General features: G+C 72.8%; 19 protein-coding genes and 1 pseudogene. 13 read left to right on the top strand and 7 right to left on the bottom strand.

Translation table 11 applies throughout. The annotated features are described in order from the left end of the window. Together E9529_RS13105 and E9529_RS13110 are read left to right on the top strand one after the other, a co-directional pair. Positions 1–838, top strand: a pseudogene (locus E9529_RS13105) (discoidin domain-containing protein); the annotation flags it as partial. Between the two features lie 147 nt (positions 839–985). Then, entirely contained in the window at positions 986–3,121 is a 2,136-nt protein-coding gene (locus E9529_RS13110) for an acyltransferase family protein (protein ID WP_236831602.1), read from the top strand. A 197-nt stretch (positions 3,122–3,318) separates the two neighbouring features. Here E9529_RS13110 and E9529_RS13115 read toward each other — a convergent pair whose 3' ends face one another. The 3 genes from E9529_RS13115 to E9529_RS13125 all read right to left on the bottom strand — a co-directional run bounded on the left by E9529_RS13115 (position 3,319) and on the right by E9529_RS13125 (position 6,916). Further along, complete coding sequence (locus E9529_RS13115; protein WP_236831603.1) at positions 3,319–4,098, bottom strand: hypothetical protein; 780 nt, start codon at positions 4,096–4,098, stop codon at positions 3,319–3,321. A gap of 1 nt (position 4,099) precedes the next feature. After that, positions 4,100–4,489: an S-adenosylmethionine decarboxylase gene (locus E9529_RS13120; RefSeq protein ID WP_236831604.1), complete on the bottom strand. Its 390-nt coding sequence runs from the start codon at positions 4,487–4,489 to the stop codon at positions 4,100–4,102. 99 nt (positions 4,490–4,588) lie between these two features. After that, the gene (locus E9529_RS13125; RefSeq protein ID WP_236831605.1) at positions 4,589–6,916 is read right to left on the bottom strand and encodes a bifunctional diguanylate cyclase/phosphodiesterase; all 2,328 of its coding nucleotides are present in this window, start codon (positions 6,914–6,916) and stop codon (positions 4,589–4,591) included. A 101-nt stretch (positions 6,917–7,017) separates the two neighbouring features. Here E9529_RS13125 and E9529_RS13130 point away from each other — a divergent pair, with 101 nt between their 5' ends. Further along, positions 7,018–7,314: a hypothetical protein gene (locus E9529_RS13130; RefSeq protein WP_236831606.1), complete on the top strand. Its 297-nt coding sequence runs from the start codon at positions 7,018–7,020 to the stop codon at positions 7,312–7,314. A gap of 16 nt (positions 7,315–7,330) precedes the next feature. On the opposite strand, the gene E9529_RS13135 is transcribed toward E9529_RS13130, so the two are convergent. Next, positions 7,331–8,146 carry a hypothetical protein gene (locus E9529_RS13135; RefSeq protein ID WP_236831607.1) on the bottom strand — a complete coding sequence of 272 codons (816 nt, stop codon included), beginning with the start codon at positions 8,144–8,146 and terminating at the stop codon, positions 7,331–7,333. Between the two features lie 1,096 nt (positions 8,147–9,242). Here E9529_RS13135 and E9529_RS13140 point away from each other — a divergent pair. Genes E9529_RS13140 through E9529_RS13155 form a run of 4 tightly spaced genes read left to right on the top strand, consistent with a single transcriptional unit; the run spans position 9,243 to position 12,950 of the window. Next, positions 9,243–10,409 carry a glycosyltransferase family 2 protein gene (locus E9529_RS13140; RefSeq protein WP_236831608.1) on the top strand — a complete coding sequence of 389 codons (1,167 nt, stop codon included), beginning with the start codon at positions 9,243–9,245 and terminating at the stop codon, positions 10,407–10,409. Then, a complete protein-coding gene (locus tag E9529_RS13145) occupies positions 10,409–10,582 on the top strand; it encodes a hypothetical protein (RefSeq protein WP_236831609.1) in 174 nt (57 codons plus the stop codon). The genes E9529_RS13140 and E9529_RS13145 overlap by 1 nt, the downstream gene beginning before the upstream one ends. Then, complete coding sequence (locus E9529_RS13150; protein WP_236831610.1) at positions 10,579–12,093, top strand: hypothetical protein; 1,515 nt, start codon at positions 10,579–10,581, stop codon at positions 12,091–12,093. The genes E9529_RS13145 and E9529_RS13150 overlap by 4 nt, the downstream gene beginning before the upstream one ends. Next, positions 12,090–12,950 carry a polysaccharide deacetylase family protein gene (locus E9529_RS13155; protein WP_236831611.1) on the top strand — a complete coding sequence of 287 codons (861 nt, stop codon included), beginning with the start codon at positions 12,090–12,092 and terminating at the stop codon, positions 12,948–12,950. Before E9529_RS13150 ends, E9529_RS13155 begins: the two co-directional genes overlap by 4 nt. On the opposite strand, the gene E9529_RS13160 is transcribed toward E9529_RS13155, so the two are convergent. From E9529_RS13160 to E9529_RS13170, 3 genes are all read right to left on the bottom strand, one after another. Beyond that, positions 12,908–13,858, bottom strand: coding sequence for a glycosyl hydrolase family 18 protein (locus E9529_RS13160; protein WP_236831612.1), 951 nt, complete (start codon positions 13,856–13,858; stop codon positions 12,908–12,910). The two genes, E9529_RS13155 and E9529_RS13160, sit on opposite strands and share 43 nt — an antisense overlap. Positions 13,859–13,915: 57 nt before the next feature. Further along, positions 13,916–14,707, bottom strand: a complete 792-nt coding sequence (locus tag E9529_RS13165) for a hypothetical protein (RefSeq protein ID WP_236831613.1) — start codon at positions 14,705–14,707, stop codon at positions 13,916–13,918. Between the two features lie 74 nt (positions 14,708–14,781). After that, on the bottom strand, positions 14,782–15,390 hold the full coding sequence (locus E9529_RS13170; protein ID WP_236831614.1) for a hypothetical protein: 609 nt from the start codon (positions 15,388–15,390) through the stop codon (positions 14,782–14,784). 244 nt (positions 15,391–15,634) lie between these two features. Between E9529_RS13170 and E9529_RS13175 the strand changes: the two genes are divergently transcribed. The 6 genes from E9529_RS13175 to E9529_RS13200 all read left to right on the top strand — a co-directional run bounded on the left by E9529_RS13175 (position 15,635) and on the right by E9529_RS13200 (position 22,729). Continuing rightward, positions 15,635–17,086, top strand: coding sequence for a polysaccharide biosynthesis tyrosine autokinase (locus tag E9529_RS13175; RefSeq protein ID WP_255709025.1), 1,452 nt, complete (start codon positions 15,635–15,637; stop codon positions 17,084–17,086). A gap of 148 nt (positions 17,087–17,234) precedes the next feature. Next, a complete protein-coding gene (locus E9529_RS13180) occupies positions 17,235–19,001 on the top strand; it encodes a nucleoside-diphosphate sugar epimerase/dehydratase (protein WP_236831616.1) in 1,767 nt (588 codons plus the stop codon). Continuing rightward, the gene (locus E9529_RS13185) at positions 18,998–20,149 is read left to right on the top strand and encodes a DegT/DnrJ/EryC1/StrS aminotransferase family protein (RefSeq protein ID WP_236831617.1); all 1,152 of its coding nucleotides are present in this window, start codon (positions 18,998–19,000) and stop codon (positions 20,147–20,149) included. The genes E9529_RS13180 and E9529_RS13185 overlap by 4 nt, the downstream gene beginning before the upstream one ends. Further along, positions 20,146–20,784: a sugar transferase gene (locus E9529_RS13190; RefSeq protein ID WP_308195284.1), complete on the top strand. Its 639-nt coding sequence runs from the start codon at positions 20,146–20,148 to the stop codon at positions 20,782–20,784. Before E9529_RS13185 ends, E9529_RS13190 begins: the two co-directional genes overlap by 4 nt. Next, positions 20,781–21,515: an acetyltransferase gene (locus tag E9529_RS13195; protein WP_236831619.1), complete on the top strand. Its 735-nt coding sequence runs from the start codon at positions 20,781–20,783 to the stop codon at positions 21,513–21,515. Before E9529_RS13190 ends, E9529_RS13195 begins: the two co-directional genes overlap by 4 nt. Positions 21,516–21,553: 38 nt before the next feature. Continuing rightward, positions 21,554–22,729 (top strand): glycosyltransferase family 4 protein, encoded by a 1,176-nt coding sequence (locus E9529_RS13200; protein WP_236831628.1) that lies wholly within the window; start codon positions 21,554–21,556, stop codon positions 22,727–22,729. Positions 22,730–22,783 lie beyond the last annotated feature (54 nt).

Consider the following 22,783-nt stretch of genomic DNA (forward strand, 5'->3'; position numbering starts at 1 on the left):
CTCGGGCACCGCCCCGGTGACCCCGCTGCCCAGCGTGGGCCCGCAGGCGTGGCTCGCGGCGGCGGTCGGCGACCTGGCGGCCGCGCCGGAGGCCGCCCCGCCGGCATCGGCCGCGCCGCCCGCGCCACCCCCGCCGCCTCTCGGTGCGGCCCCGACGCGCGAGCTACCGCTCGCCGGGCTGCCCGCGGTACCGGCGCCGGTGCCCCCGGGTTCCGCCCGCCGGCTGCCCCCGCCGGCGCTGCTGGCCGCCGGCGGCCTGGCCCTGGCGCTCGTGGTCGCGGGGAGTCTCCTGGCGGCCGGTGTCCCCGGCTCGCCGGACGGGGCCGGGACGGGAGCCCCGCAGGAGGCCGGGGACAGCGGCGGTCCCACGGCCGCTCCGCTGCAGCCGGTGTCTGTGCGGGCGACCTGCCAGGCGCCCTCGAGCGCCGACTCGCTCGGCAACCAGATCACCTACGACCCCGGGCTCACCCTGGACGCCGTGCCCGCGACGGCCTGGCGCTGCGCGGGCTCCGCCGTGGGGCAGCAGCTCGTCTACGACTTCGGGGCGCCGGTCACCGTGACCGCGGTGGGGCTGGTGCCGGGCTACGCGAAGGTGGACCCCGCCGACGGCACGGACCGCTTCCTGGAGAACCGGACGGTCACCGACGTCACCTGGCGGTTCGACGACGGAACCGCGCAGCGGCAGTCGATCGCGTCGCCGAGCCCCGCGCCGGCCGACCTCGAGCTGCCCGGCGGCGTGACCACCCGCCAGGTGGTGCTGGAGATCGCGGGCACCGGCAACCACGCCGCGATCCGGGACTTCACCGCGATCAGCGACGTCCGCTTCGCCGGGTACTGATCCGGCCGCCCGCGGCGCTGCCGTGCCGGTCACGGGCGCGGGCGCGGGCGGCCGCCGGTGCGGTGCACCACCGGGGTGACACCCGGGCTGGGGAACCGCGCGATGCCGCGGCCCCGGGAGCGCGTCGCCGCCAGTACGTTCGTGCGCATGTCCGCAACGGATCAGGCGACCACCCGGACGACGCCGCGGCCGCCCGGCGGTCCGTTGCGCTTCCGCGCCGACATCCAGGGGCTGCGGGCCGTCGCGGTGGCGCTGGTCGTCGCGGACCACGTGTTCGGCTGGCCGCACGGCGGGTTCGTCGGCGTCGACGTCTTCTTCGTGATCTCCGGGTACCTGATCACCGCGCTGCTGCTGCGGGAGCTGGCCAAGAGCGGGCGGGTCTCGTTCCGCGACTTCTACCTCCGGCGGGCCAAGCGGATCCTCCCCGCGGCGATGGTCGTGCTCGCGGTCACCGTGGCCGCCGGGTACGCCTTCTTCTTCCTCCCGCGGGCCAACCAGACCGCGCTGGACGCGCTGGCCGCGGCGCTGTTCGTCGAGAACTGGCACCTGGTGGCCGCGGGGGCCGACTACCTGCAGGCGCAGGGGCCGGTGTCACCGCTGCAGCACTACTGGTCGCTGTCGATCGAGGAGCAGTTCTACGCGCTCTGGCCGCTGCTGCTCTTCGCCGGCTACCGGGCGCTCGACCTCCGCCACCGGCCGGGGCGGCTGCTGTGGTTCATCGGCGCGGGGATCGCGATCTCGCTGGCGTGGGCGGCCTACCGCACGAGCACCGCGCCGACGGCGGCCTACTTCGACACCCTGGCGCGGGCCGGCGAGCTGCTGGCCGGGGCGCTGGTCGCCGTCCTCGCCGGGCGGGTGGCGATCACCGACCGGCTCCGCCCGGCGCTCTCCCTCGGCGGGCTCCTGGTCGTGCTGGGTTCCGCCGTCGTCATCTCACCGACCTCGGCGTTCCCCTTCCCGTGGGTGCTCCTCCCGGTCGTGGGGACGGCGGTGGTGCTGCTGGCCGACCCGCCCGCCTCCCCGGCCACCGTGCTGCTGACCAACCCGGCGTCGCAGGCGATCGGGCGGTGGTCGTACTCGATCTACCTGTGGCACTTCCCGGTCGTGGTGTTCGGCTTCGCCACCGTGGGCGACGACCTCGCGGTGCAGCTGGCGCTGCTGGCCCTCACGCTGGTGCTCTCCGCCGCCTCGTACCGCTGGGTCGAGCGGCCCGTGCTGAACCTGCGCCCCCGCCCTCGCTACGTGTCGGGGTGGGAGCGGCCCCCCGGGACCGGGGTGCTGCTGCCGGTCGCCGTCGCCGGGGTGCTGCTCGTGGTGGCGCTGGCGCAGTTCTGGGGCCCGTCGTGGCTGCGCGGCACCGGCAGCGCCGACGGGGATGCCGCCGTCGTCGCGGGGGAGCGGCCCACCGCCGACGAGCTCGCCGAGCAGGTGGAGACGGCGCTGGCCGCCGACTCCTGGCCGGACGACCTCACGCCCTCCCTCGACGGGCTGGGCCCCGAGCAGCAGGCGGAGGAGATGGGCACCGAGGCGCCCGGCTGCCGGAACACGGTGACCGCCGGGGGTGAGCCGCTGGTCTGCCAGGACGGCCCCGACGACGCACCGCAGACGGCGCTGCTGGTCGGCGACTCGGTGGCGATGAGCTGGGGGCCGACGGTCGACGCGCTGTTCGAGGGCGACGACTGGCGGGTGCTCGGGCTGGGCTTCGCCTCCTGCCCGTTCGTCGACGTCGCCGTCGCCCCGCCGGCCGAGCCGCCGGGCTTCCCGGAGGACTGCGCGGCCGCGCGGGAGACCACGCAGCAGTTCATCGAGGAGACCCAGCCCGACGTGCTGGTGCTGTCGGCCGGGCAGGGGTACTTCGGCAACTTCGTCAGCGGCGCGGTCGACGACGCCGCCGTCGCGGAGTGGCAGAGCGGTCTGGAGACGACCCTGGAGGCGGTGATCCCGCACGTCGGCTCGGTGGTGGTGCTGGGCAACCCGCCGCTGGGCGCCGACCCCCGCGAGTGCGGTGGGCGGTTGGGTGGCCCCGACGACTGCGTCCGGTCGATCAGCCGCGGGTTCCTGGACAAGTCCGCGGCCGAGCAGGCGGCCGTCGAGGCGGTGCAGGCCGCCGGTGCGCAGGTCACCTACGTGGACACCCAGGAGCTGTTCTGCGCGGACGGCCGCTGCCCCGCGTTCGCCGGCTCGGTGCTGCTGCGCACCGACGAGACGCACCTGACGGCGGCGGCCGCGGACCTGGTGGCCGGGGCCGTGCGGGAGCAGGTCCCGGAGGGCGTCCGGTCCTGACCGCCGTGGTGGGCCGCCCGCCGGTCGGGCCCGATCCGCCCAGCTGACCGGCCGGACCGGCACCTGAGGTCCGGGAAGTAGGGCTCTGCCCACCGGTGCGGGGCAGAGCGCTATGGCCCCGAGGGGTACATGGTGACCTCCCGGAGCCCCGCCGCCGTCGGCACTTTGTGCACAAAACGCCGCCGCCCCGCGCCGGGTCAGGCGAGGGGGACCTCGGCGCGGCGGGCCGTCGGCGGGCGCCAGCCGGTGGTGTCCCGCAGCGGGACGTCCTCGAGTGCGGGCTCGGCCGGGTCGGCGAAGGTGCCGCGGGTCGCCGCCAGGTCTGCCGGGTCCACGGTGATCGAGCGGAAGACGCCGTGGTCCAGCGCGGGCGCGAGGTCCGGGCGGCTGCCGTACACCTCGGCCTCCGCCGTCGCCACGACGAAGACGCACGGGGTGCTGGCCGGCGAGCCGAGGTAGGGCTGCGAGGTGGCGCCCGCCATGGCGTGCCACGGCAGGCCCATCGCGCGCACCAGCCGGTGCACCCGGTCGTCGAGGATCGTCACCATGCCGGGGACGCCGCAGTTGCGGGCGTACCGCCAGATGCCGTGGCACAGCGCGACGCTGACCTCGGCCCCGGCCGCACCCGCGCGGTAGCGGGGGTCGACGGCGAGGCTGGCGACGTCCCACACCGTCGCGGGCTCCAGGTCGACGGCGCCCAGGCTCTCGGCGACCGGCAGGTGCCAGGGGGCGCCGGCGATGTCGAGCACCGTCTTCACCGGGCTCGCGCCGTGGGTGATCAGCCGCGCGGTGCCCAGGGCGACGCCGCTCTCGTCGTCGATCACGGTGACGAACCGCGAGCGCTCCTCGAACGGGCCGTACTCCTGCGCCAGGAGCTCGGGGGTGTTCCCGAACGCCTGCAGGAAGACGTCGGCCTCGACCTGCCGCGCGGCTTCCCGCTCGGCGGGGGTGTGCGCGACCAGCAGCCGGAACGCCATCTCAGAAGCCCTTCGCGACGACGGTGCCGGCGTCGAAGAAGTCGGCGGTGAACGCCACCGCGACGTCCGGGTCGAACGCCTTGCAGGTGTAGATGTCCACCGAGAAGAACAGCCGCGGCTGCTCCCAGGCGTAGAAGTGCGCGCCGGAGGTCTCCCAGTGGATCCAGCCGGCCCAGCCGTAGAGGTCCGAGCGGTGCGTCACCGGCTCGAGCAGCTGCACCATGTCCACCTCGCGCGAGAGCGCCGAGAGGTAGGTGCGGATCTGGGCGTCGTCCACGGGAGCGGCCGGGTAGCCCTCGATCACCAACCGCTGGCGGAGGATCTCGGGGGCGAGGTCGCGCCACGCCAGAGGGCGTGCGACCAGGTCAGAGGCAGGGGAGGGCGGCGTCACCCGCTCATAGTCCACACCCGGTAGCGCAGGGTGTTCATCCAGATCGGCGTGTCGCCCGGTCGTGCGTCACCCCGAGGGCGTCGTCCTGACCCCTTGGGGTCAGCCGGCGCTACCGCCCGTGTGCAGCTGCGGGATCAGCGCGCTGTCGAGGAGCCCGGAATCGGAGGCGTCGAGCCACTCGAGGAAGTCGTCGACCGGCATCGGGCGGGCGATGGCGTACCCCTGGGCGACGTCGCAGCCGAGGCGGGCGAGCGTGGCGCTGGTGGCCAGCGTCTCCACGCCCTCGGCGACCAGGCTCAGCCCGAGGGCGTGCGCCAGCGCGACGGTGCTCTGCACGATCGCCGCGGCGCGGGGGTCGCGGTCGACGTCGGCGGTGAGCGTGCGGTCCAGCTTCAGCTCGTCGGCCGGCAGGTGCCGCAGGTAGGCCAGCGAGCTGTAGCCGGTGCCGTAGTCGTCGATCGAGGTGCGGACGCCGGAGGCGCGCAGGTCGGCCAGCACCGTGCGGCCGCGCTCGGGGTCGGCCATGAGGGTGTCCTCGACCAGCTCCAGGGTGAGCGCCCGAGGGGGCAGGCCGTGCCGGTGCAGCGCGGCGGCGACCTTGCCGGCCAGGTCCAGGTCGGTGACGTTGGCCGCAGACAGGTTGACCGACACCGGCAGCTCGCGCCCGGGCCACCAGCGGGCGGCGGCCTCCAGGGCGAGCTCGAGCACCCGGTCGGTGAGCGGGCGCAGCAGCCCGGCCTGCTCGGCGGCGGGCAGCAGCGCGGCGGGGGAGAGCAGCCCGCGGGTGGGGTGCTCCCAGCGGACCAGCGCCTCCGCGCCGACGATGCGGCCGTCGCGCATGTCCATCTGCGGCTGCAGGAACACCCGCAGCTCGTCGCCGTCCAGCGCCGTCCGCAGCTCCTCCATGGTGCGCAGCCGGTCGCTGCCGGAGGTGCCGGTGACCGGGTCGGGCACGTAGACGTGCACGCCCTCGCGGGCGCGCTTGGCGCTGTACATGGCGACGTCGGAGCAGTGCAGCAGCTCCTGCACGGTGCGCGCCGGCGCCGGGGTGGTGGCGACGCCGATGCTCACCCCCACGTGCAGCCGGACGTCGGCCACGGTGAAGGGGGCCAGCAGCAGGGTGCGCAGCCGGTCGGCCAGGGCGCGGGCCTCGGCGGTCGACGCGGCGGGCATGAGGACGGCGAACTCGTCGCCGCCGAGCCGGGCCAGCAGGTCGCCGGTCCGCAGCGAGCCGCGCAGCCGCGGCCCGATCTGGCGGAGCAGGTCGTCGCCGGCGGTGTGGCCGAGGCTGTCGTTGATCTCCTTGAACCCGTCGAGGTCCAGGAGCAGCAGCGCGGCGGGGCGGTCGGGGCCGGCCGCGGTGACGACGCGCTGGGCCTCCTCGAGCAGCGCGCGGCGGTTGGCCAGCCCGGTGAGCTCGTCCGTGCGCGACTCGAGCACCACCTGGTTGTAGCCGCGGACCTCGCGGAAGGTGACCGCGATCCGGACGACGCCGGCCAGCACGCAGGTGATGGCCAGCCAGCCCGCGATGGCGGGCACGGGCTGCGCCCACGGGCTGAGCACGACGAGGCTGGCCACGAGGCAGGCCAGCGGCACGGCGATGAGCCGCCAGCCGATGCGCGAACCGATGCTGCCCAGCCGGCGGGGCGGCTCGACCGCACCCTCGGCGGCCCAGGCGGCCAGGATCACCGAGAACAGCCAGCCGAGCTCCAGCGGCCCGCCGTCGACGTAGGTGCCCCGCACCTTGAGGGCGAACAGGACGAGGTCGGAGACGGCGATCATGCCCAGCGCGGCACCCAGCAGCACGAAGGTGCGGTCCAGGCGCACGCCGAGGATGCCGCCGACGGCCATGACGACGCCGATGAGCAGCACCGTGGTGATCGGGGCCATGAGGTCGACGGCCGCGATCGGCTTCTCGCCGGGATCGAGGAGCAGGTAGGGGCCCAGCAGGAAGGCGACCCCGGCGGAGAGGCTGCCGAACGCGGCGACGACGCCGTCGAGCCACATGCTGGGGTGGAAGCGCGGCACCCGGGCGCGGATGAGCACGACGACCGGCACGTACATGGCCAGGTAGGCCGCGAACATGACGCCGTGGGAGAGCGTGGAGGCGGGCTCGTTGCCCTGCAGCCCGGAGGAGAGCACCCGCAGCGCGTTGCCCAGCGCGCCGAGCAGGAGGGCGCCGCCCAGCGCGGCCCAGGCCAGCCGCTCGGTGCACACCCGGCGCGCGGTCAGCAGGCAGGCCGCGGCGGCCGCGAGGTAGGGCAGGTTGTAGAGGACGACGTCGTACGCGCGGTCCCAGGTCGCACCGGCGGGACGCGGCCCCACGCCGGTGGCGTAGAGCGCGGTCAGGCCGATCGTCAGGATCAGCGCGCGCCCGGGGCGGCGACGAGGGGTCGCCGTCTGCTGCTGGTCCATGGAAGAGGGCATCGGCCGCAGGGCGCCTGCTCTTCAGCGCCGCGTGGGCGGGCTCACCCGGTGGGGGGAGCCGTCCCGTCACGTCCGGTGCCCCGGCTGCCGATGAGTGCGGTGTGGAGCGAACGCACGAGCAGGAGCCGGCGGCGGAGCGGATGAGCGCCACCACCCCCTTCCGCACCGGGTCGGCGGAGAGCTACGGCCGCCACGCGGCCCCGCCGTCGGCGTACGGGCCGGCCGACGTGCACCGGCTGCCGCCGGTGTCGCGCACCCGCCTGCGCGTGGCCGACGAGGCCGAGGCCGACGTCGCGGACGACGCCGAGGAGGCCGTGCCCGCCCGGGCCGAGCGCGAGGCGCCGGTGAGCAGCAGCGGCTTCTGGGCCCGGCTGCGCCTGCTGCCCAAGGCGGCCTAGCAGTCGGCCGGCGCCGTCACCGGCAGACGGGGACGGCGAGGTCGGTGTTGTGCAGGTACGGGCCGCCGGGCGGGTCGCCGTTCATGTAGGAGTTGGCCGGCGTCCAGAGGCCGTTCCAGGGCTCGGTCTCGATGAGGTACCAGAAGCCGTCGGGGCTGACGCTGGGCACGCTCGGCGCGTAGTAGCGGCAGCGCACCTGGATCGTGGTGTGCGGCGGAACGGGTGCGCCGCGCCCGGAGAGCGTGCGCGGGTCGGCGAAGGTGTTGGCGCCGATGCTGCCGGCCTCCTCCTCGACGAGGGTGCCGTCGCCGGTGCTGGGCAGCGGGAGGTCGACCAGGTCGGTGGCGCCGATCGTCGGCTCCGCCGCGGGCGCCGCCGTGCCCTGCTCGCCGATCGCGAGGGCGGTGAGGAACGAGGACAGGACGGCGGTGAGCAGCAGGGCGGCCGCCATGAACGCCCAGGAGGGCAGCCGGCGGCGGCGCGGCGCGGGCGGCGGCAGCTCCGCGGCCGGCTCCCCGGCCGGCGCGAGGCTCGGCGCGAGGCCTGCGGCCGTGGCGCCGCGGAAGGGGCCGCAGGAGTCGACGAGGGCCGGCACCCCGGCGGCCTCGGGGTAGCCGGGGAACTCGGTGCGGGCCCAGTCGTCCAGGTCGCGGACGGCGCCGGTGACCTTCGTGCGCGGGTAGCTGCCGGCCATCCAGTTGTCCAGAGTGCGGGCGCTGACCAGGCCGCCGCTGCGGCTGACGAGCTGGTCCTTCCCGCCCGCCGAGGCGATCAGCCAGCCGACCTGGGTCACGAACGGGTCGGTGGCCGCCCCGTCGCCGGTGTCGCTCATCGGGGACCCCCGTCTTCCGGAACTGGTTCGGGCAACCTAGCGCAGCGGGAGAACCCGCAGGTGGAACCGGGCGCAGGTCCGCCTGCGCCCAATCTGCGCCCCGCGTTCGTTGCCCGGGGCCGGCCGCGCCGGGTTCAGTGGTGGAGGCGCGCTCCCCCGCTCCGGAGGCGGCGCGTGCACCGTTCCGCCCCGGGCGGGGCTGACCGCGCACGGGGGTGGTCAGCTCCCTGCGGAGCGGGCGGGAACGGTGCAGCGGCCCTGGCCCCGCCGCTGCACCGGCCCGGGTCGGCGGCCGGTGCCGGGGTCGCCCGTCCAGGTGAGGGCCGGGCTCCCTCAATCTGTGATCTCGGTCACAACGAAGCCCTCGCGCAGACCTCCTCGGGCGGCGTCCCGGGGCAGTGGAGCCGAACCGCCGGGTGCCTCGGCCGGCCGCCGGGCGGAGGTGTTCCCCACCGGCGCCGCCTCCCGGCCGCCGCGCCGGCGCCCGCGCGCGGCGCGCCCGCCCGGCGTCGCCACGGCCGGGCGGGACGGTCGCCCAAAGATGTTCGGCAGGCGAACGGACGGCGACGCCGATCCGGGCGGGCGCAGCCACCCCGCGCGGTGCTCACCAGGTGTTTTCCCGGTCCTGTGGCAGTGGCCGGGCGCGGGCCGGCGGCGTCGCCACCATGGCCGACGAGCGACGCCGGGGCGAACGGCCGGCGCTCATCCCGGGCGGGGTGAGCGGGCCGTCGACGACCTCCGGCGTTCGTCGACGCAGAGTGATCACCGCCCAGTCGAAGGCGCTCGTGGATCGCCCGATCGTGGCGAAAGTGCACGTCACAGGCCGAGCACCGAGAGTGATGCTCACTCTGCGTATCTGGTTGAGCCCGCAAAGATCTGGTGGCCGGGGCCTTCACCGGGGCCCGCGACCCGCATACGTTCGCGGCGCCTGGCCATCGTCGCCACGGCGAGCTGGGACGCAGGAACACGCACGACCGTGCGGTGCCGCCACCACGGCGGGATCCGCACGGCATCCGGGGGGATTCTGGTGGGAACTGAAGCAATCGGGCGCGCCGACGCGCGCCCCGCGGACGGCGCGACCCGTCCTCCGGCACCGGTGGCGACGCTCGCGCCGGAGATCCCCCGGCAGTACCGCTTCGAGGCCAACGCCGTCGTCCTGGACCGCCCGGGAACGGCGGCCGAGCCCCGCGACCGCCCGCAGGAGCGGCAGCCCCGGGTCACCGCGGTCATCCCGGCGCACAACGAGGAAGTCGGCATCGCGCAGACGATCGCCAGCCTCCGGCGGCAGACCCGCCCGCCCCAGCGCATCCTCGTCGCGGCCGACAACTGCACCGACGGCACGGTCGAGATCGCCCGCGCGCTCGGGGTCGACGTGCTGGAGACCCGCGGCAACACCGCGAAGAAGGCGGGCGCGCTCAACCAGGGGCTGGCCCGCGTGCTGGCCGCGCTGGAGCCGGACGACGTCGTCCTGTCGATGGATGCGGACAGCCGGCTGAGCCCCGACTTCATCGAGCGCGGGATGCGCTACTTCGAGGCCTACCGGCGGCGCGGCGGCATCAGCGGCTCCTACGTCGCCGCCGACCACCCGTCGCGGATCGGGCTGCTGCAGAAGATCGAGTACACCCAGGGCCTGCGCACGGTCCACCGGCGGGCCGGCCGCATCCACGTGCTCTCCGGCGCAGCCACCATGTTCACCGCCGAGGCCCTGCGCGCCGTCGCCGACGCCCGCGGCACCGCGCTGCTGCCCGGCGTGAGGGGGCAGGTCTACCACGAGGCCTCGCTCACCGAGGACTACGAGCTGACCGTGGCCCTGCAGCGTCTCGGCTACGACCCCCGCTGCGCGCGGGACTGCCGCGTGGTCACCGACATCATGCCGACCTGGTCGGACTGGCGGACCCAGCGGCTGCGCTGGCAGCGGGGGACGCTCGAGACGCTGATGACCTACGGGTTCGTCGAGCACACCCGCAAGGCCTGGGCGGTCCAGGTGTGGACCTACCTGCGCAGCCTCGTGCCGCTGCTCATGGTGCTGGCCTGGTCGTACGCGTTCGCGCTCGAGGAGCCGACGCTGCACCTGATCTGGCTGGCGATCATCCCGGTGTTCGTGCTCGACCAGGTGCTGGCTTCCTGGGGCGCCGGCCGGCGCGGCCGGGTGTACGCGGCGGCGCTGCTCCCGATGATCGTCTACGACCTGGCGCAGTCGGTCGTGAACTGGCAAGCCCTGTCCCGCGCGCTGCACGGCGCCGAGCGCGAGTGGATCACCTGATGGACGCCGGCTTCCCCGCCCTGCTGGAGCAGGTCACCCACGACGGGTTCATGGGCGCGACCGCGGTGCTGACCGCGGTGACGGTGCTGATGCTCGGGCTCGCCGTGCGGCGCATCCTGCCGAAGAACCAGCGGGACGACACGCTGCCCACCCCGCTGGAGGAGCGGCGGTGACCCTCACCGCCGCCGCACCGGCGGAGACCTACCGGGCGCCGCACTGGCACGACGCGCTGTGGCGCAGCCTCCCCGGCCGTCTGGGGCACCCGCGCGCCCGCCGCTGGGTGACGCGGCTCCCGATGCTGCTGCTGGGGGCCGTGCTCGCCGCCCTGTCGCTGCGGCTGCGCAACGGCGCCTCGGCCGACGAGGCCCTCGCCGTCAACGCGGGCCGGGACCTGATCACCCAGTGGGTCACCGGGGCGCCGGCCGCCGCGCACGGCGACCTCCTGCCCGGCGCTCCCTTCCTGCATCCGGTTCTGGTTGCCGCGCTGGACAGCCTGGGCGGGCTGTTCCTCGTCCGGGCGGCCGGGCTGGCGTGCGTGCTCGCCGCGATGGGGCTGCTCGCCGGCGCCGTGGCGGCGCGCGCCGGGCACCGGGCCGGCGTCTTCTCGGCGGCGGCCTTCGCGCTGAGCGCCCCGGTCGTCCTCGTCGGGGGGCTCGGCACCGCCGACGCCGTGGCGCTGCTCGGCCTCGCCACCGCCCTCTGGGCGATCGCCGCCCGCCGGGGCCCCGCCTCCGCGCTGGCCGCCGGCGGCCTGCTCGCCCTGGTGCCGGTGGTCCAGTACTCGACGGCGGTGCTCGTCCCCGTCGTCCTCGTCGCCGGTGCCGCGCTCGCCGGGGCGGGCGGGCTGCGGCGGTCGGCGCTCGCGGGCGGGACGGCGGTGCTGCTGACCGGCGCCGTCCACCTGCTCGGGGCGGGGCCGGGCGCCCGCGCCTGGAGCGACCTCCTCGGGGCCGCGCCGCCCAGCCCCCAGGCGTGGACGACGTCGGCCGGCTGGCTGCTGCTCGACGTCGGGCTGCTGGCCGCGCTCGCCGTCGTCGCAGCGGTCCGGCTCGCGGGCACGGGCGGGCGGGACGCCGTGCTCGCCGCGGCGCTGCTCACCGGCAGCGCGGTCTTCCCCGCCGCGCAGCTGTGGACGGGCTCGGCGGTGGCGTTCGACCGCCACCTGGCCTTCTCGGTGCTGTTCCTCGCGCCGCTGGCCGGGCTGGCGCTCACCCGGATGTCGCGGGGGGTGTGGCGGCTCGGCCCGGTGCTGCTGGTGCTGCCCGTGCTGGTGCTCTTCGGCGTCTCCCGGTCGGGCACGGTGTATGCGGCGTGGCCGGACGTGCGGCCCGTCGTCGCCGAGCTGCTCGCCGACCCGGTGCCGGGCAGCTACCTGGCCAGCGGCACGGCCGCGGAGGCGCTCGCCTACCACCTGGGCGACCAGCCCGGGGTGCGGTGGGCGGACACCTACGGCCTCTACGCGCGCGGTGAGGACGCCGTCCGGGTGGCGGTCGAGGACCTGCACTACTCGACGATCGTCCTGCACTCGGCGAGCACCGGCTCGCCGGCGGAGGACGCCCTGGAGGACGTCGTGCAGACCGCGCTGCACGACAACTACACCGCTTACGAGCTGGTGGCGGCAATCCCTGCCTCCGGCGTCGCCGATGCCGATGTGTGGCTGGTCTACCGGCAGGTGGCCCGGTGAGGCGCCGGCCGCTGCTGACCGCGCTGGCGGTGGTGTTCGGGCTGACCTTCGCCGGCCACCAGGTGGTCGCGGACGTGCGGACCAGCGCGGCGGCCTCGGCCGAGCCGGCGGCCGCTGCGGCGGAGGAGCTGCGGCCGCTGACCAGCGACTGCTCCGGCGGGTACGTCGTGCTCACCTTCGACGACGGGCCGCGGCAGCACACCGGCGCGCTGCTCGACCGGCTGCGTGATCTCGGGCTGCCCGCCGTCTTCTTCTGGAGCGGGCACAACGTCGAGGGCCGCGGCGAGCTCGTCCGGCGGGCCGTCGCCGAGGGACACGTCGTGGGCAACCACGCCCAGTCGCACGCGGACCTCACCACCGGGGAGCTGCCCTCGGGCGAGCAGGTGTCGCCGTGGGGGGACGAGCAGATCCGCGAGGAGCTGCGGCGGGCCAGCGAGCTGCTGGTGGCCGAGGGCGCGCCGCAGCCGGAGCTGTACCGGCCGCCGTACGGGGCCGTGAACCAGCAGGTGGACGACGTCGCGCGGGAGCTCGGGCTGCGGTTGGTCATGTCGTTCGGCCGGGACGCGACCGACAACCTGGTCGACTCCCACGACACCGAGGGCGTCTCCGCCGAGGAGATCGCGGCCAACGTCGTCGGTCCGCTGCGGGACGGCTCGATCGTGACCATGCACGACGGCCTGGGGCAGGCGACGCTCAACTCGATCGCGGCCCTGCAGCCGATCGTCGACGCGATGAACGAGCGCGGGCTGTGCGCCACCACCGAGGTGCGGCCCGACGCGGACGGCCGGGTGCTCGAGCCGGGGTTCGTGGGCGCTCAGGTGCCGAGCGCGGCGCCGAAGGCCTCGGCGAAGGGGTAGCCCCCGGCGCCCTCGATCGTCATGTCCCACACGTAGGCGCCGCGCACGCGGACGCCGGCGTCGGCGAGGGTGCGGTAGGCGGCGAGGTAGTCCTCGACCGGCATCTGCCCCGGCTCGCCGAGCGCGGAGCCGGCGTAGGTGGTGCCGATGGCGAAGCGGGACGGCTCCAGGCCGCGGTCGACCAGCCGGCGCGCCGTCGCGACGATGTCGGCCCGGCGCTCCGCTGCGGTCTGGGCGAAGTCGTAGAACTGGGGCCCGTAGAGGTCGCAGACCCGGCCGCGCCAGGTCCGGCCGGCGACGGTGGCCTCGCCCTCGGCCAGGGCGAACTCCTCGTACAGGCGCAGGCCGGGCTCGGCGGAGACGGTGACCGCGAAGTCGGCGCCCCGGCTGGCCTTGAGGCGGGCGCTGGCCCGGACCAGCGCGCCGAGCTCGGTGCCCGCCCCGCCCTGCTCGAGGTCCCAGTCGACGCCGTCGCAGCCGTAGTCGTCGCAGATCCGCTCGACGCTGCCGACGACCTCGTCGACCTGCTCGTCGGTGCGGACGACGATGCCGCCGTCGACCGCGCCGCCGACGGAGACCAGCACGGCGGCGCCGCGGGCCTGCACGGCGGCGATGTCGGCGCGCAGCTGCTCGGGGGAGACGCCGCTGCCCTGGTCGGGGTCGAAGGTCAGCCGGCCGGTGCCGGGCTGCGCGCTGGTCGCGAAGGCCAGGAAGAAGACGGTGACCCGCTCGCTGGCCGTGGTCAGCCGCGGTGAGCCGTCGGCCCGCCAGTACTCGGCGACGACGGCGCGGGGGAGCGGTTCGGCCGGTTCAGTGGATCGCACAGCGGTGACCACCCCGATCGTGACGGCGAGCGCCAGGACGCCGACGAGCGCCGGCACCGCGGCGCGGCGCAGGGCGGAGGGCATCCCTGGCACCCCTCCCGACGTCGCTGCGGCGGGTTCGTGCCGCTGCCGGAGTGTGCCTCAGACCAGGCCGCTGTCGATCGACTGCTGCCAGGCCATCTCGTCGATGACGGCGCGCTTCTCGACGTCGTCGAAGCGGACGTCCTTCCAGCGCCGGCGCTCCTCGCCGAGCGGGCCGCCGCGGTGCCACTCGCCCTTGCGGGTCAGGAACCAGGAGCGGCCGTGGTACCCGGAGCCCTCGAAGGCCCAGCCGGTGAGCCGGGTGAGGCCGGTGCGCCGCGTCTCGGGCTCGCGGGCGTAGGGGAGGAGATAGAGGCAGACGTCGGTGAACTCCGCCGCGGTGAGCCGGCGCAGCACGTGCACTGCCGAGCGGACCTGCTGCTCGGTGCGGCGCTCGTCGCGGGCGTAGAGCAGCCAGACGGCGTCCTCGTCGGCGAGCTCGAGCAGGGTGGTGCGCTGCCGGAGGCGCTCGGCCTCGGCGGCGGCGGCCTCCTGGGCGCGGCGCTTCTCCTCGGCGACGGCAGCGGCTCGGGCGCGCAGGCGGGCGTTGGCCAGGTCGCGGTCGCAGACCCGCCAGCCCTGCCACAGGTCGGAGTGGTCGGCGCAGACGGCGTGGGTGCACTCGGTGCACTCGCCGATGGCCGGCTCACCGCAGCGGCAGGTGGCGGCGTCCTCGTCGCGGGTCCGGAGGTAGACGGTGCCGCAGCGACGAGTTTCGCTCGAAGACGAAACGGCGGTTGACTCACCGCCGGCGGGGACGAGCTGCTCGATGCGGACGTCGGCATCGCACCGCCAGTAGCCGGTCAGGATCTGCGTGCGCGTGGCCGTCGCCCCACAGGAGGGACAGGGCATGCCGCGCAGATTAGGGGCGTGAGCGCCGCGTGGCGGGGAGAACGGCCAGGTGTCGGGCTACGCCGGCACGTACGTCACAGGCGCATCGGAACGGTGGCAGGTGCCGGGGCGTCAGTGGCGCACAGCATCGACAGGACGGGCGTCAGACGGTCGTTGATGACTGCAGCCGTCGTGCGGTGGACGCCGACGGGACGGCCGACGGGGTCGGCGATGTCGTCGTTGTCGCGGTCGATGCCCGGGCGGCGGGCGCGGGCTGCGTTCAGTGCGGCGACGAGAACTGTGCCGCGCTCGGGCAGCGAGGGGGCAGGGTGCGGGTCCACGGCGGCGAAGGGGATGAGTGCTGCCGCCTCGGCGAGCGTGAAGGTGCGACGCAGGGCGCCCGGCGTCAGTTCGAGCACCGATTGTCGGTGCTGGCGCGTCAGGGTGAGCACTAGATCGGCCTGCCGGACGAGAGTGGCCGTCAACTGGCGTGCTCGGAAGCCGTCCGATCTCCCACCTAACTCGGCGAGTACGCGCGCGGCGGATGGGTCCATGGGTTTGCCCACGGCCGCTCGCGTGCCGGCACTCTCCAGGCCGATGGCAGCAGCCGCTGCACCGAGGTGGGCGTCGATGTGAGCGCGAGCCAGACGCTCGGCGATGGGAGACCGGCAGAGGTTCCCCGTGCAGATGAAGAGCACGCGCATGCCTGCAGTGCAGCATGTGGTCGTGCGGTCACAGCGGCGCCACTCGGCACAGCGCGCGTTAACTCTCCGCGTCGGGTCGAACGCGCTACGTACCGACTGTCACCAGTTAAGGCGTTTAGGGGGTGAACACACGCGCAGTGCCAGGTACGTTACTCCCGCGTTTCAGTTCTCAACCAATTGAGGCTGCGGCGAGAACGGGCCCCGACGGGGGAGGGTCCGGTGTCGAGCGGGGGCTCTGTTGGACTTGAGGGATGTCCTCAACGCGGTGAGAACCGGTTGGTGGCTGCTCGTCGGCGGCCTGCTGGCCGGGTTGGCCGCCGCGGGTCTGCTGAGCTGGCTGGCGACGCCGCTGTACTCCTCCTCGACCCAGCTGTTCGTCTCGGTCGCCGGCTCCACCGACACCTCTGCGGCCTACCAGGGGAACCTCTTCACCCAGCAGCGGGTGACCTCCTACGCCCAGCTCCTGACCGGTGAGGCGCTCGCAGCCGAGGTTGTCGACGACCTGGACCTGGAGCTTTCCGCGGCGCAGGTGGCGGGCAAGGTCAACGCCACCGTGCTCCCGGAGACGGTCATCCTGGAGGTGACGGTCACCGACACCGACCCTCTCCGGGCGCAGGCGATCGCCGCATCGCTGGCGGAGCAGTTCACCGAGTGGGTGCTCGAGCTGGAGGCCGATGTCTCGGCGCTCAAGGTGAGCGTCGTCGAGCCAGCCGACGCTAGTTCGGAGCCGGTTAGCCCCGCCATCGTCCGGAACGTTGCACTCGGCGGGGTGCTCGGGCTGCTGATCGGGCTGGGGTTAGCACTGCTGCGGAGCCGGCTCGACAACACTGTGAAGAGCGGTGACGACGTGCAGGCCCTTACTCACACCGGCTTGATTGGCACGGTGCTGGAGGACGCGCGCCTCGGCGAGAAGCACGTGCTCGCTGCGGCGGACCGGCAGTCGGCGACGGCGGAGTCGTTCCGGGCCATCCGCACCAATCTGCAGTTCCTCGACGTGGACCACCCGCCGAAGGTGATCGTGGTCGCCAGCTCGGTGCCCGGCGAAGGCAAGTCGACGCTGGCGGTCAACCTCGCCATCGCGCTGTCCCACGGCGGCAGCCGGGTGATGCTGGTCGAGGCGGACCTGCGGCGCCCGCGGGTAACCCGCTACATGGGGCTGGTCAGCGGCCCCGGGCTCACCAACGTGCTGGCCGGTACTGCGGACATCGACGAGGTGGCTCAGAGCTGGGGCGACGACAAGCTGAGCGTGCTCGCGGCCGGGCCGATGCCGCCCAACCCCAGCGAGCTGCTGGGTTCGGAACAGATGCGCGCGCTGCTGGACGGCCTAAGGAGCACACACGACTACGTGGTCATCGATACCCCGCCTCTGCTGCCGGTCACGGACGCGGCGGTGCTCAGCGTGCTCGCCGACGGTTGCGTGGTGACCACCCGCTACGGCGAGACCCGCTGCGAGCAGCTCGAGGAGGCGGCCAGAGTGCTCGCCCGTGTCGACGCGAAGCTGCTCGGCGTCGTACTCAACCGGGTTCCGCCGGCGTCCGCCGTCGCCCAGGGCTACGGCTACGGGTACGGCTACACGGCTGACCCGGGGCGGGCGCCGATCCCGCCGGTCGAGGGCCGTGCCGCCCGCCGCGGGCGTCGGCGGGGCGGGCCCGCCGGCAGCCATTCTGCCGCGCCGGAGGACAGGGGGCAGGCGTGACCGGCACGCACCGCCCGTCCGCCCACTCATGCCACAGCGGCTCAACCACTCAGCCATGCACGCGTACTGGCGTGCTCGTCGATCGGGGGATCGAGTGATTTTGCAGCGTTCGGGCTGGCCCTGGCGCTTGGCCCGTCTCGCCATCCTGGTGACCGACCTGATCTCGCTGCAGGTTGCACTCGTCTTCGCGACGGCCGCCCGCTACGACGGCGACTTGACTCGACTGAACGCTCACGGCCTCGTCATCTGCGGCGCGGTCGCCGTGGCCGTCTTCCTGGGCCTGTCCGTGGCGATGCGTCTGCATCAGGGGCGCTACGCCCTCGGGAGTGTGGACGAGCTCCGCGGCATCCTCGTCGCTGTCGGCGGTGCTGCACTGACCGTCTTGGCCGTGGACGTGCTCGCGGGCTCGCCGAGGTTGGTGCCGCTGTCGGTGCCTCCGGTCGCGGCGGCGATCGCCGCGCTGCTTATGCTCGGCTTCCGGCTGATCATCCGCAGCCAGCGAGAGGGAGCAGTGCGGCCGCGCACGGGTCGGCCGACGCTCGTCTTCGGCGCCGGCGAGGCGGCGCACCAGTTGATCCGCTCGATGCTCGCAACCCCCGACAGCCCGTATCTGCCGGTCGGGCTGATCGACGATGACCGCGGCAAGCGGCACCTACGCATCAGGGGAGTGCGGATGCTCGGCAACCGTGACCAGATCGCGAAGGCGGCAGCGGACACCGGCGCCGAGGTGCTCGTGATCGCACTGCCGACGGCTGACTCGGCTCTCGTCCGGGACCTCTCGCAGCGCTGCATCGCGGCCGGCCTGTCGGTGAAGGTGCTGCCCGGCCTCTCGGACCTGCTGCAGGGGCGCGTGGGCATCCGCGACGTGCGGGACATCGATATCGCCGACCTGCTGGGGCGGCACCAGATCGACACGAACGTCACCGAGATCGCCGACTACCTGCGGGGCAGGAAGGTGCTCGTCACTGGCGCCGGTGGGTCGATCGGGTCGGAGCTGTGCCGGCAGATCGCCGGCTTCGCCCCCGCGGAGCTGATGATGCTCGACCGGGACGAATCCGCCCTGCACGCGGTGTCGCTGAGCATCCACGGCGAGGCGCGGCTGGACCTCCCGCAGGCCATCCTGGCCGATATCCGGGACGGCGAGGCGCTGCGCGAGCTGTTCATCGAGCGGCAGCCCGACGTGGTGTTCCACGCCGCGGCACTGAAGCACGTGAACATGTTGGAGCAGTACCCGGCCGAGGGCTGGAAGACGAACGTGCTGGGCACCCGCAACGTGCTCGAGGCGGCCACGACAGTGGGCGTCAGCCACTTCATCAACGTCTCGACCGACAAGGCCGCCGACCCGGTGAACGTGCTGGGCCGGACCAAGCGGATGGCCGAGCGGCTCACCGCCACCTACGCGCGCAGGAACGAGGGGCGCTTCCTGTCGGTCCGCTTCGGCAACGTGCTGGGCAGCCGGGGCTCGGTGCTGGAGACTTTCGCCGCGCAGATCGCCCGTGGCGGGCCGATCACGGTGACGCACCCGGACGTGACCCGGTACTTCATGACCATCCCCGAGGCGGTGCAGCTGGTGATCCAGGCCGGCGCGATCGGGAGCGGCGGTGAAGCGCTCGTGCTGGACATGGGCGAGCCGGTGCGCATCGCCGACGTCGCGCAGCAGCTAATCGCCATCGAGGGGCGCCCGATCAACATTCTGTACACGGGGCTGCGGCCGGGGGAAAAGCTGCACGAGGAACTCTTTGGTACCGAGGAGGACGACAGCCGCCCGGTTCACCCGCTGATCAGCCACGTCCCGGTGCCGGCTGTCGAGGGTGACCTGGACAGCTGGCTCGCCCGGCCCATTCCCCCGCTCGAGGCCGTGCTGCAGGTCGACCCCGTGGAGACGCGGCTGGCCCAGCTGGGAGCACTGCTGTGAGTGCGGTACAGCAGACCCGCCAGCGCGTCCTGCTCTCCCCTCCGGACGTCGGGCCGCGGGAGGAGGAGCTCGTCGTCGAGGCGGTGCGATCGGGATGGATCGCCCCGCTCGGGCCGATGGTCGACGCATTCGAGCGGGGAATGGCCGAGCGCACCGGCCGGCAGCACGCGGTAGCGCTCTCGTCCGGCACGGCTGCGCTCCACCTGGCGTTGCTGGAGGCAGGCGCGAAGGCGGGAACGGTGGTCATCGTGCCGACCATGACGTTTGCGGCTACGGCGAACGCGGTCGTGTACACGGGCGCGGAGCCGTTCTTCGTGGATTGCGACGAGGAGACTGGGAACCTCGATCCGGAACTGCTCGAGCGAGCCCTCGGTGACCTACGGGCAGCCGGTGAGGTCGTCGTCGCCGTCGTCCCCGTGGATCTGCTGGGGCGATGCGCCGACTACACAGCGCTGCTTCCCATCTGTGAGCGCTTCGGTGTCACGGTGGTGTCGGACGCGGCAGAGTCCCTCGGCTCGACGCACGCCGGCCGTCCGGCCGGGTCGTTCGGCAGCACGGCCGCGTTGTCGTTCAACGGAAACAAGGTCATGACGACCAGCGGCGGCGGCATGCTGCTAACCGACGACGCGGCGACGGCTGAGCGGGTGCGTTACCTGAGCACCCAGGCACGGCAGCCCTCGGTGCACTACGAGCACACCGAGGTTGGCTACAACTACCGGCTCAGCAACGTTCTTGCTGCCCTGGGAATCGCCCAGCTGGAGCGGTTGGACGAGATGATTGAGCGCCGCAGGTCGCTGCGTCAGCGCTACGTGAAGCTCTTCGCCGATCGGGTGGGCGTGCGGGTCTTTCAACATCCAGGAGATGCTGGGGACAACTGCTGGCTCACTGCCGTTGTGGTTGATCCCCAGCACACCGGTTGGCTCGCTGGCGATTTGCGCAAGGCGCTGGACGTCGCGGGTATTGAATCGCGTCCCCTGTGGAAGCCGATGCACGCTCAACCCATCTTCCGGTCCGCGCGCTCCCTTCTCACGGGCGTCGCTGATCGCCTGTTCGACACGGGTTTGACTCTGCCCAGTGGATCAGCCCTTCAGCCGTCGCAGACGGAGCGGGTCATGCGAACGGTGACCGAGTTCTTGGGGCGCGTGTGACGGCCCGATCCAAGTGGTACCTGCCGGTAAAGCGGGCAATCGATGTCGTGGTGTCCGGCGCTGGTCTAGCAACCACTGCTCCAGTCATGGCCGTCATCGCCATCTTCGTCCGCGTTCGTCTCGGGTCGCCCATCCTCTTCCGTCAAGTGCGCCCCGGTAAGGACGGCGCACTTTTCACGCTGGTGAAGTTCCGCACTATGCGAAATGGTTCTGGCGCGGACGCCGAGCGTATGACGCCCCTGGGACACCGCCTACGGAGCACGAGCCTAGACGAACTGCCTAGCCTCTGGAATGTACTTCGCGGCGACATGAGCCTCGTGGGCCCGAGACCGCTCCTCCCCGCGTACTTGCTGCGATACACGCCCGAGCAGGCGCGCCGGCACGAGGTGCGCCCCGGTTTGACCGGCCTAGCGCAGGTGCGCGGACGTAACGCGTTGTCATGGGCAGACAAGTTTGCCGCTGACACCCAGTACGTGGACACCTTGAACCTCAAGACGGACCTGTGGATCCTGTGGGCGACGATCAGTGCGGTCATTAGCAGGCGGGGCATCTCTGCCAGCGATTCCGAGACAATGCCCGAATTCATGGGCAGCGGTCAGCCCGACGAGCGGGAGCTCCCGGGGAGGCGAACGTGACCCGGGTACCGGTGGTAATCATTGGGGCCGGCGGCTTCGGTCGTGAGGTGCACGACGTAATCGAGGCGACGAACGCTGCCGCGGCCGGACAGTCGGTATCCCAGAGCTACGAAGTAGTGGGATTTCTCGACGACGGTCACACAGATGCCGCACTCATCCACGAGCGAGGGCTGTCGGTGCTCGGCCCGGTGAGTTACCTAGCGGATCTGGCGGCCGACGTGCAGTTCGTCATTGCAATCGGGGATGGGCAGGTCCGACGCCGACTGGACATGTGGGCGTCCGAACTCGGTCGTCAGTCGCCGGTGGTGGTTCATCCGACGGCGGTGGTCGGCAACCACCGTGTCGTCATGGGCCCAGGCACCATCTTGTGCGCCGGCACAATTGTGACGACCAACGTTCGCCTTGGGCGCCACGTTCACCTGAACCTTGGGGTGACGGTCGGCCACGACTCGGTCCTGGGCGACTACGTGACTGTAAATCCCAATGCTTCCGTCTCAGGCAATGCAGTGCTGGAGGAGTCGGTCAATCTGGGGACATGTGCGAGCGTTATTCAGGGGCGACGTGTGGCTGCGCGCACCACTGTCGGTGCGGGTGCGGTGGTCGCGCGCGATCTGCCGCCGGATGTGACCGCAGTAGGCATGCCGGCCGTTGCACTACGCCGCCGTGGAAACGACTCTAAAGGGCTGGTCGCATGGGCCAGAAGGCGGGAAGAGGCCGGGGGGAACCTGTGAGGATCGTCTATATCCACCAGCACTTCATGACCCCGGCGATGTCCGGAGGTACCCGGTCCTATGAGTTCGCTCGCAGGCTAGTGCAAAGCGGCCATCAAGTCGCAGTGATCGCCGCAGATCCTAGGCCACTCGTCGACGGATCGCGGGATTGGTATGTGACTGTGGAAGCCGGGGTGCAAGTTCACTGGGTCCCTGTGCCCTACGACAATGCCATGCGGCCTTGGCGACGAATTCTAGCCTTTGCGACCTTTCTCCTCGCCGCGTGCCGCAGGGCTGCTCGTCTCCCCCAAGACGTCGTCTTTGCAACGAGTACTCCTTTGACGGTCGCGATCCCCGGCGCCTGGTCGGCTACTCGCAACAGTGTGCCCTTCGTGTTAGAAGTGAGAGACCTGTGGCCGACGGTTCCTATCGCGATGGGCGCCCTCCGCTCTTGGCCATCGCGGAAAGTGGCTTTCCTTTTGGAGCGGTGGGCCTACGGGAGAGCCGCCGAGGTGATTGCCCTATCGCCTGACATGGCGAACGGGGTTCGAAAAGTCCGGCCCAATGCCTCGATCACCGTCATCCCGAACGCCGCCGATCGAGACCTGTTCGGTGTCCCCTCGGGCGTCGATGAGCAGCTTGCACTAGAAAATAGCTGGTTGGCTGAGCGGCGTTTGATCCTGTACGCGGGGACGTTTGGCCGAGTGAACGGCGTCAACTATCTGGTCGATGTCGCGGGTGCGATGAAAGACAAGTGTCCGGAAGCAGTCTTCGTGCTTATAGGCGGCGGGGCAGAATTCGAGCGTGTGCATCAGCGGGCCCGAGACCTGCAAGTGCTCGGAAGAAACTGCTTTATCTTCGACCGCATCCCCAAGCACCAGATCGTTGCGTGGTTCCGGCGCGCGTCCGTAGTCGTCTCAACCGTCATTGATGTGCCTGAGTTGTCTGCAAACTCCGCCAACAAAGTCTTCGACGGTCTGGCGGCAGGACGACCGGTCGCCGTTAATCACGGGGGTTGGATTGCCGAGGCGCTGCGGGAGGCTGGGGCTGGTCTGGAGCTGTCGCGGGATCCTGCCGTCGCTGCCGATCAACTGGCGACGTTCTTGTCGAGTGAAGAGCGAATTGCGTCCGCCTCGGCAGCCGCCCGTCAGCTGGCTGCCGAAGACTTTGACCGCAACAAGCTGGCCGTTAGCTTCGAGGCGGTACTAACGAAGGCAGTCCAGGAGGCCAAATGATGTGGCGGCGCCGATGACGCGAGTCGCCCGTCGCATTGGTGCCGCGGCGGTGAC

The organism is Blastococcus sp. KM273128, from assembly GCF_021698975.1.
Lineage (GTDB): Bacteria > Actinomycetota > Actinomycetes > Mycobacteriales > Geodermatophilaceae > Blastococcus.

Excerpts from the sequence above, each read along its gene's own strand:
- E9529_RS13110 (WP_236831602.1), top strand. The coding sequence starts at position 986 with ATGTCCGCAACGGATCAGGCGACCACCCGGACGACGCCGCGGCCGCCC.
- E9529_RS13115 (WP_236831603.1), bottom strand. The coding sequence starts at position 4,098 with ATGGCGTTCCGGCTGCTGGTCGCGCACACCCCCGCCGAGCGGGAAGCC.
- E9529_RS13125 (WP_236831605.1), bottom strand. The coding sequence starts at position 6,916 with ATGCCCTCTTCCATGGACCAGCAGCAGACGGCGACCCCTCGTCGCCGC.
- E9529_RS13135 (WP_236831607.1), bottom strand. The coding sequence starts at position 8,146 with ATGAGCGACACCGGCGACGGGGCGGCCACCGACCCGTTCGTGACCCAG.
- E9529_RS13145 (WP_236831609.1), top strand. The coding sequence starts at position 10,409 with ATGGACGCCGGCTTCCCCGCCCTGCTGGAGCAGGTCACCCACGACGGG.
- E9529_RS13160 (WP_236831612.1), bottom strand. The coding sequence starts at position 13,858 with ATGCCCTCCGCCCTGCGCCGCGCCGCGGTGCCGGCGCTCGTCGGCGTC.
- E9529_RS13165 (WP_236831613.1), bottom strand. The coding sequence starts at position 14,707 with ATGCCCTGTCCCTCCTGTGGGGCGACGGCCACGCGCACGCAGATCCTG.
- E9529_RS13170 (WP_236831614.1), bottom strand. The coding sequence starts at position 15,390 with ATGCGCGTGCTCTTCATCTGCACGGGGAACCTCTGCCGGTCTCCCATC.
- E9529_RS13200 (WP_236831628.1), top strand. The coding sequence starts at position 21,554 with ATGTCCGGAGGTACCCGGTCCTATGAGTTCGCTCGCAGGCTAGTGCAA.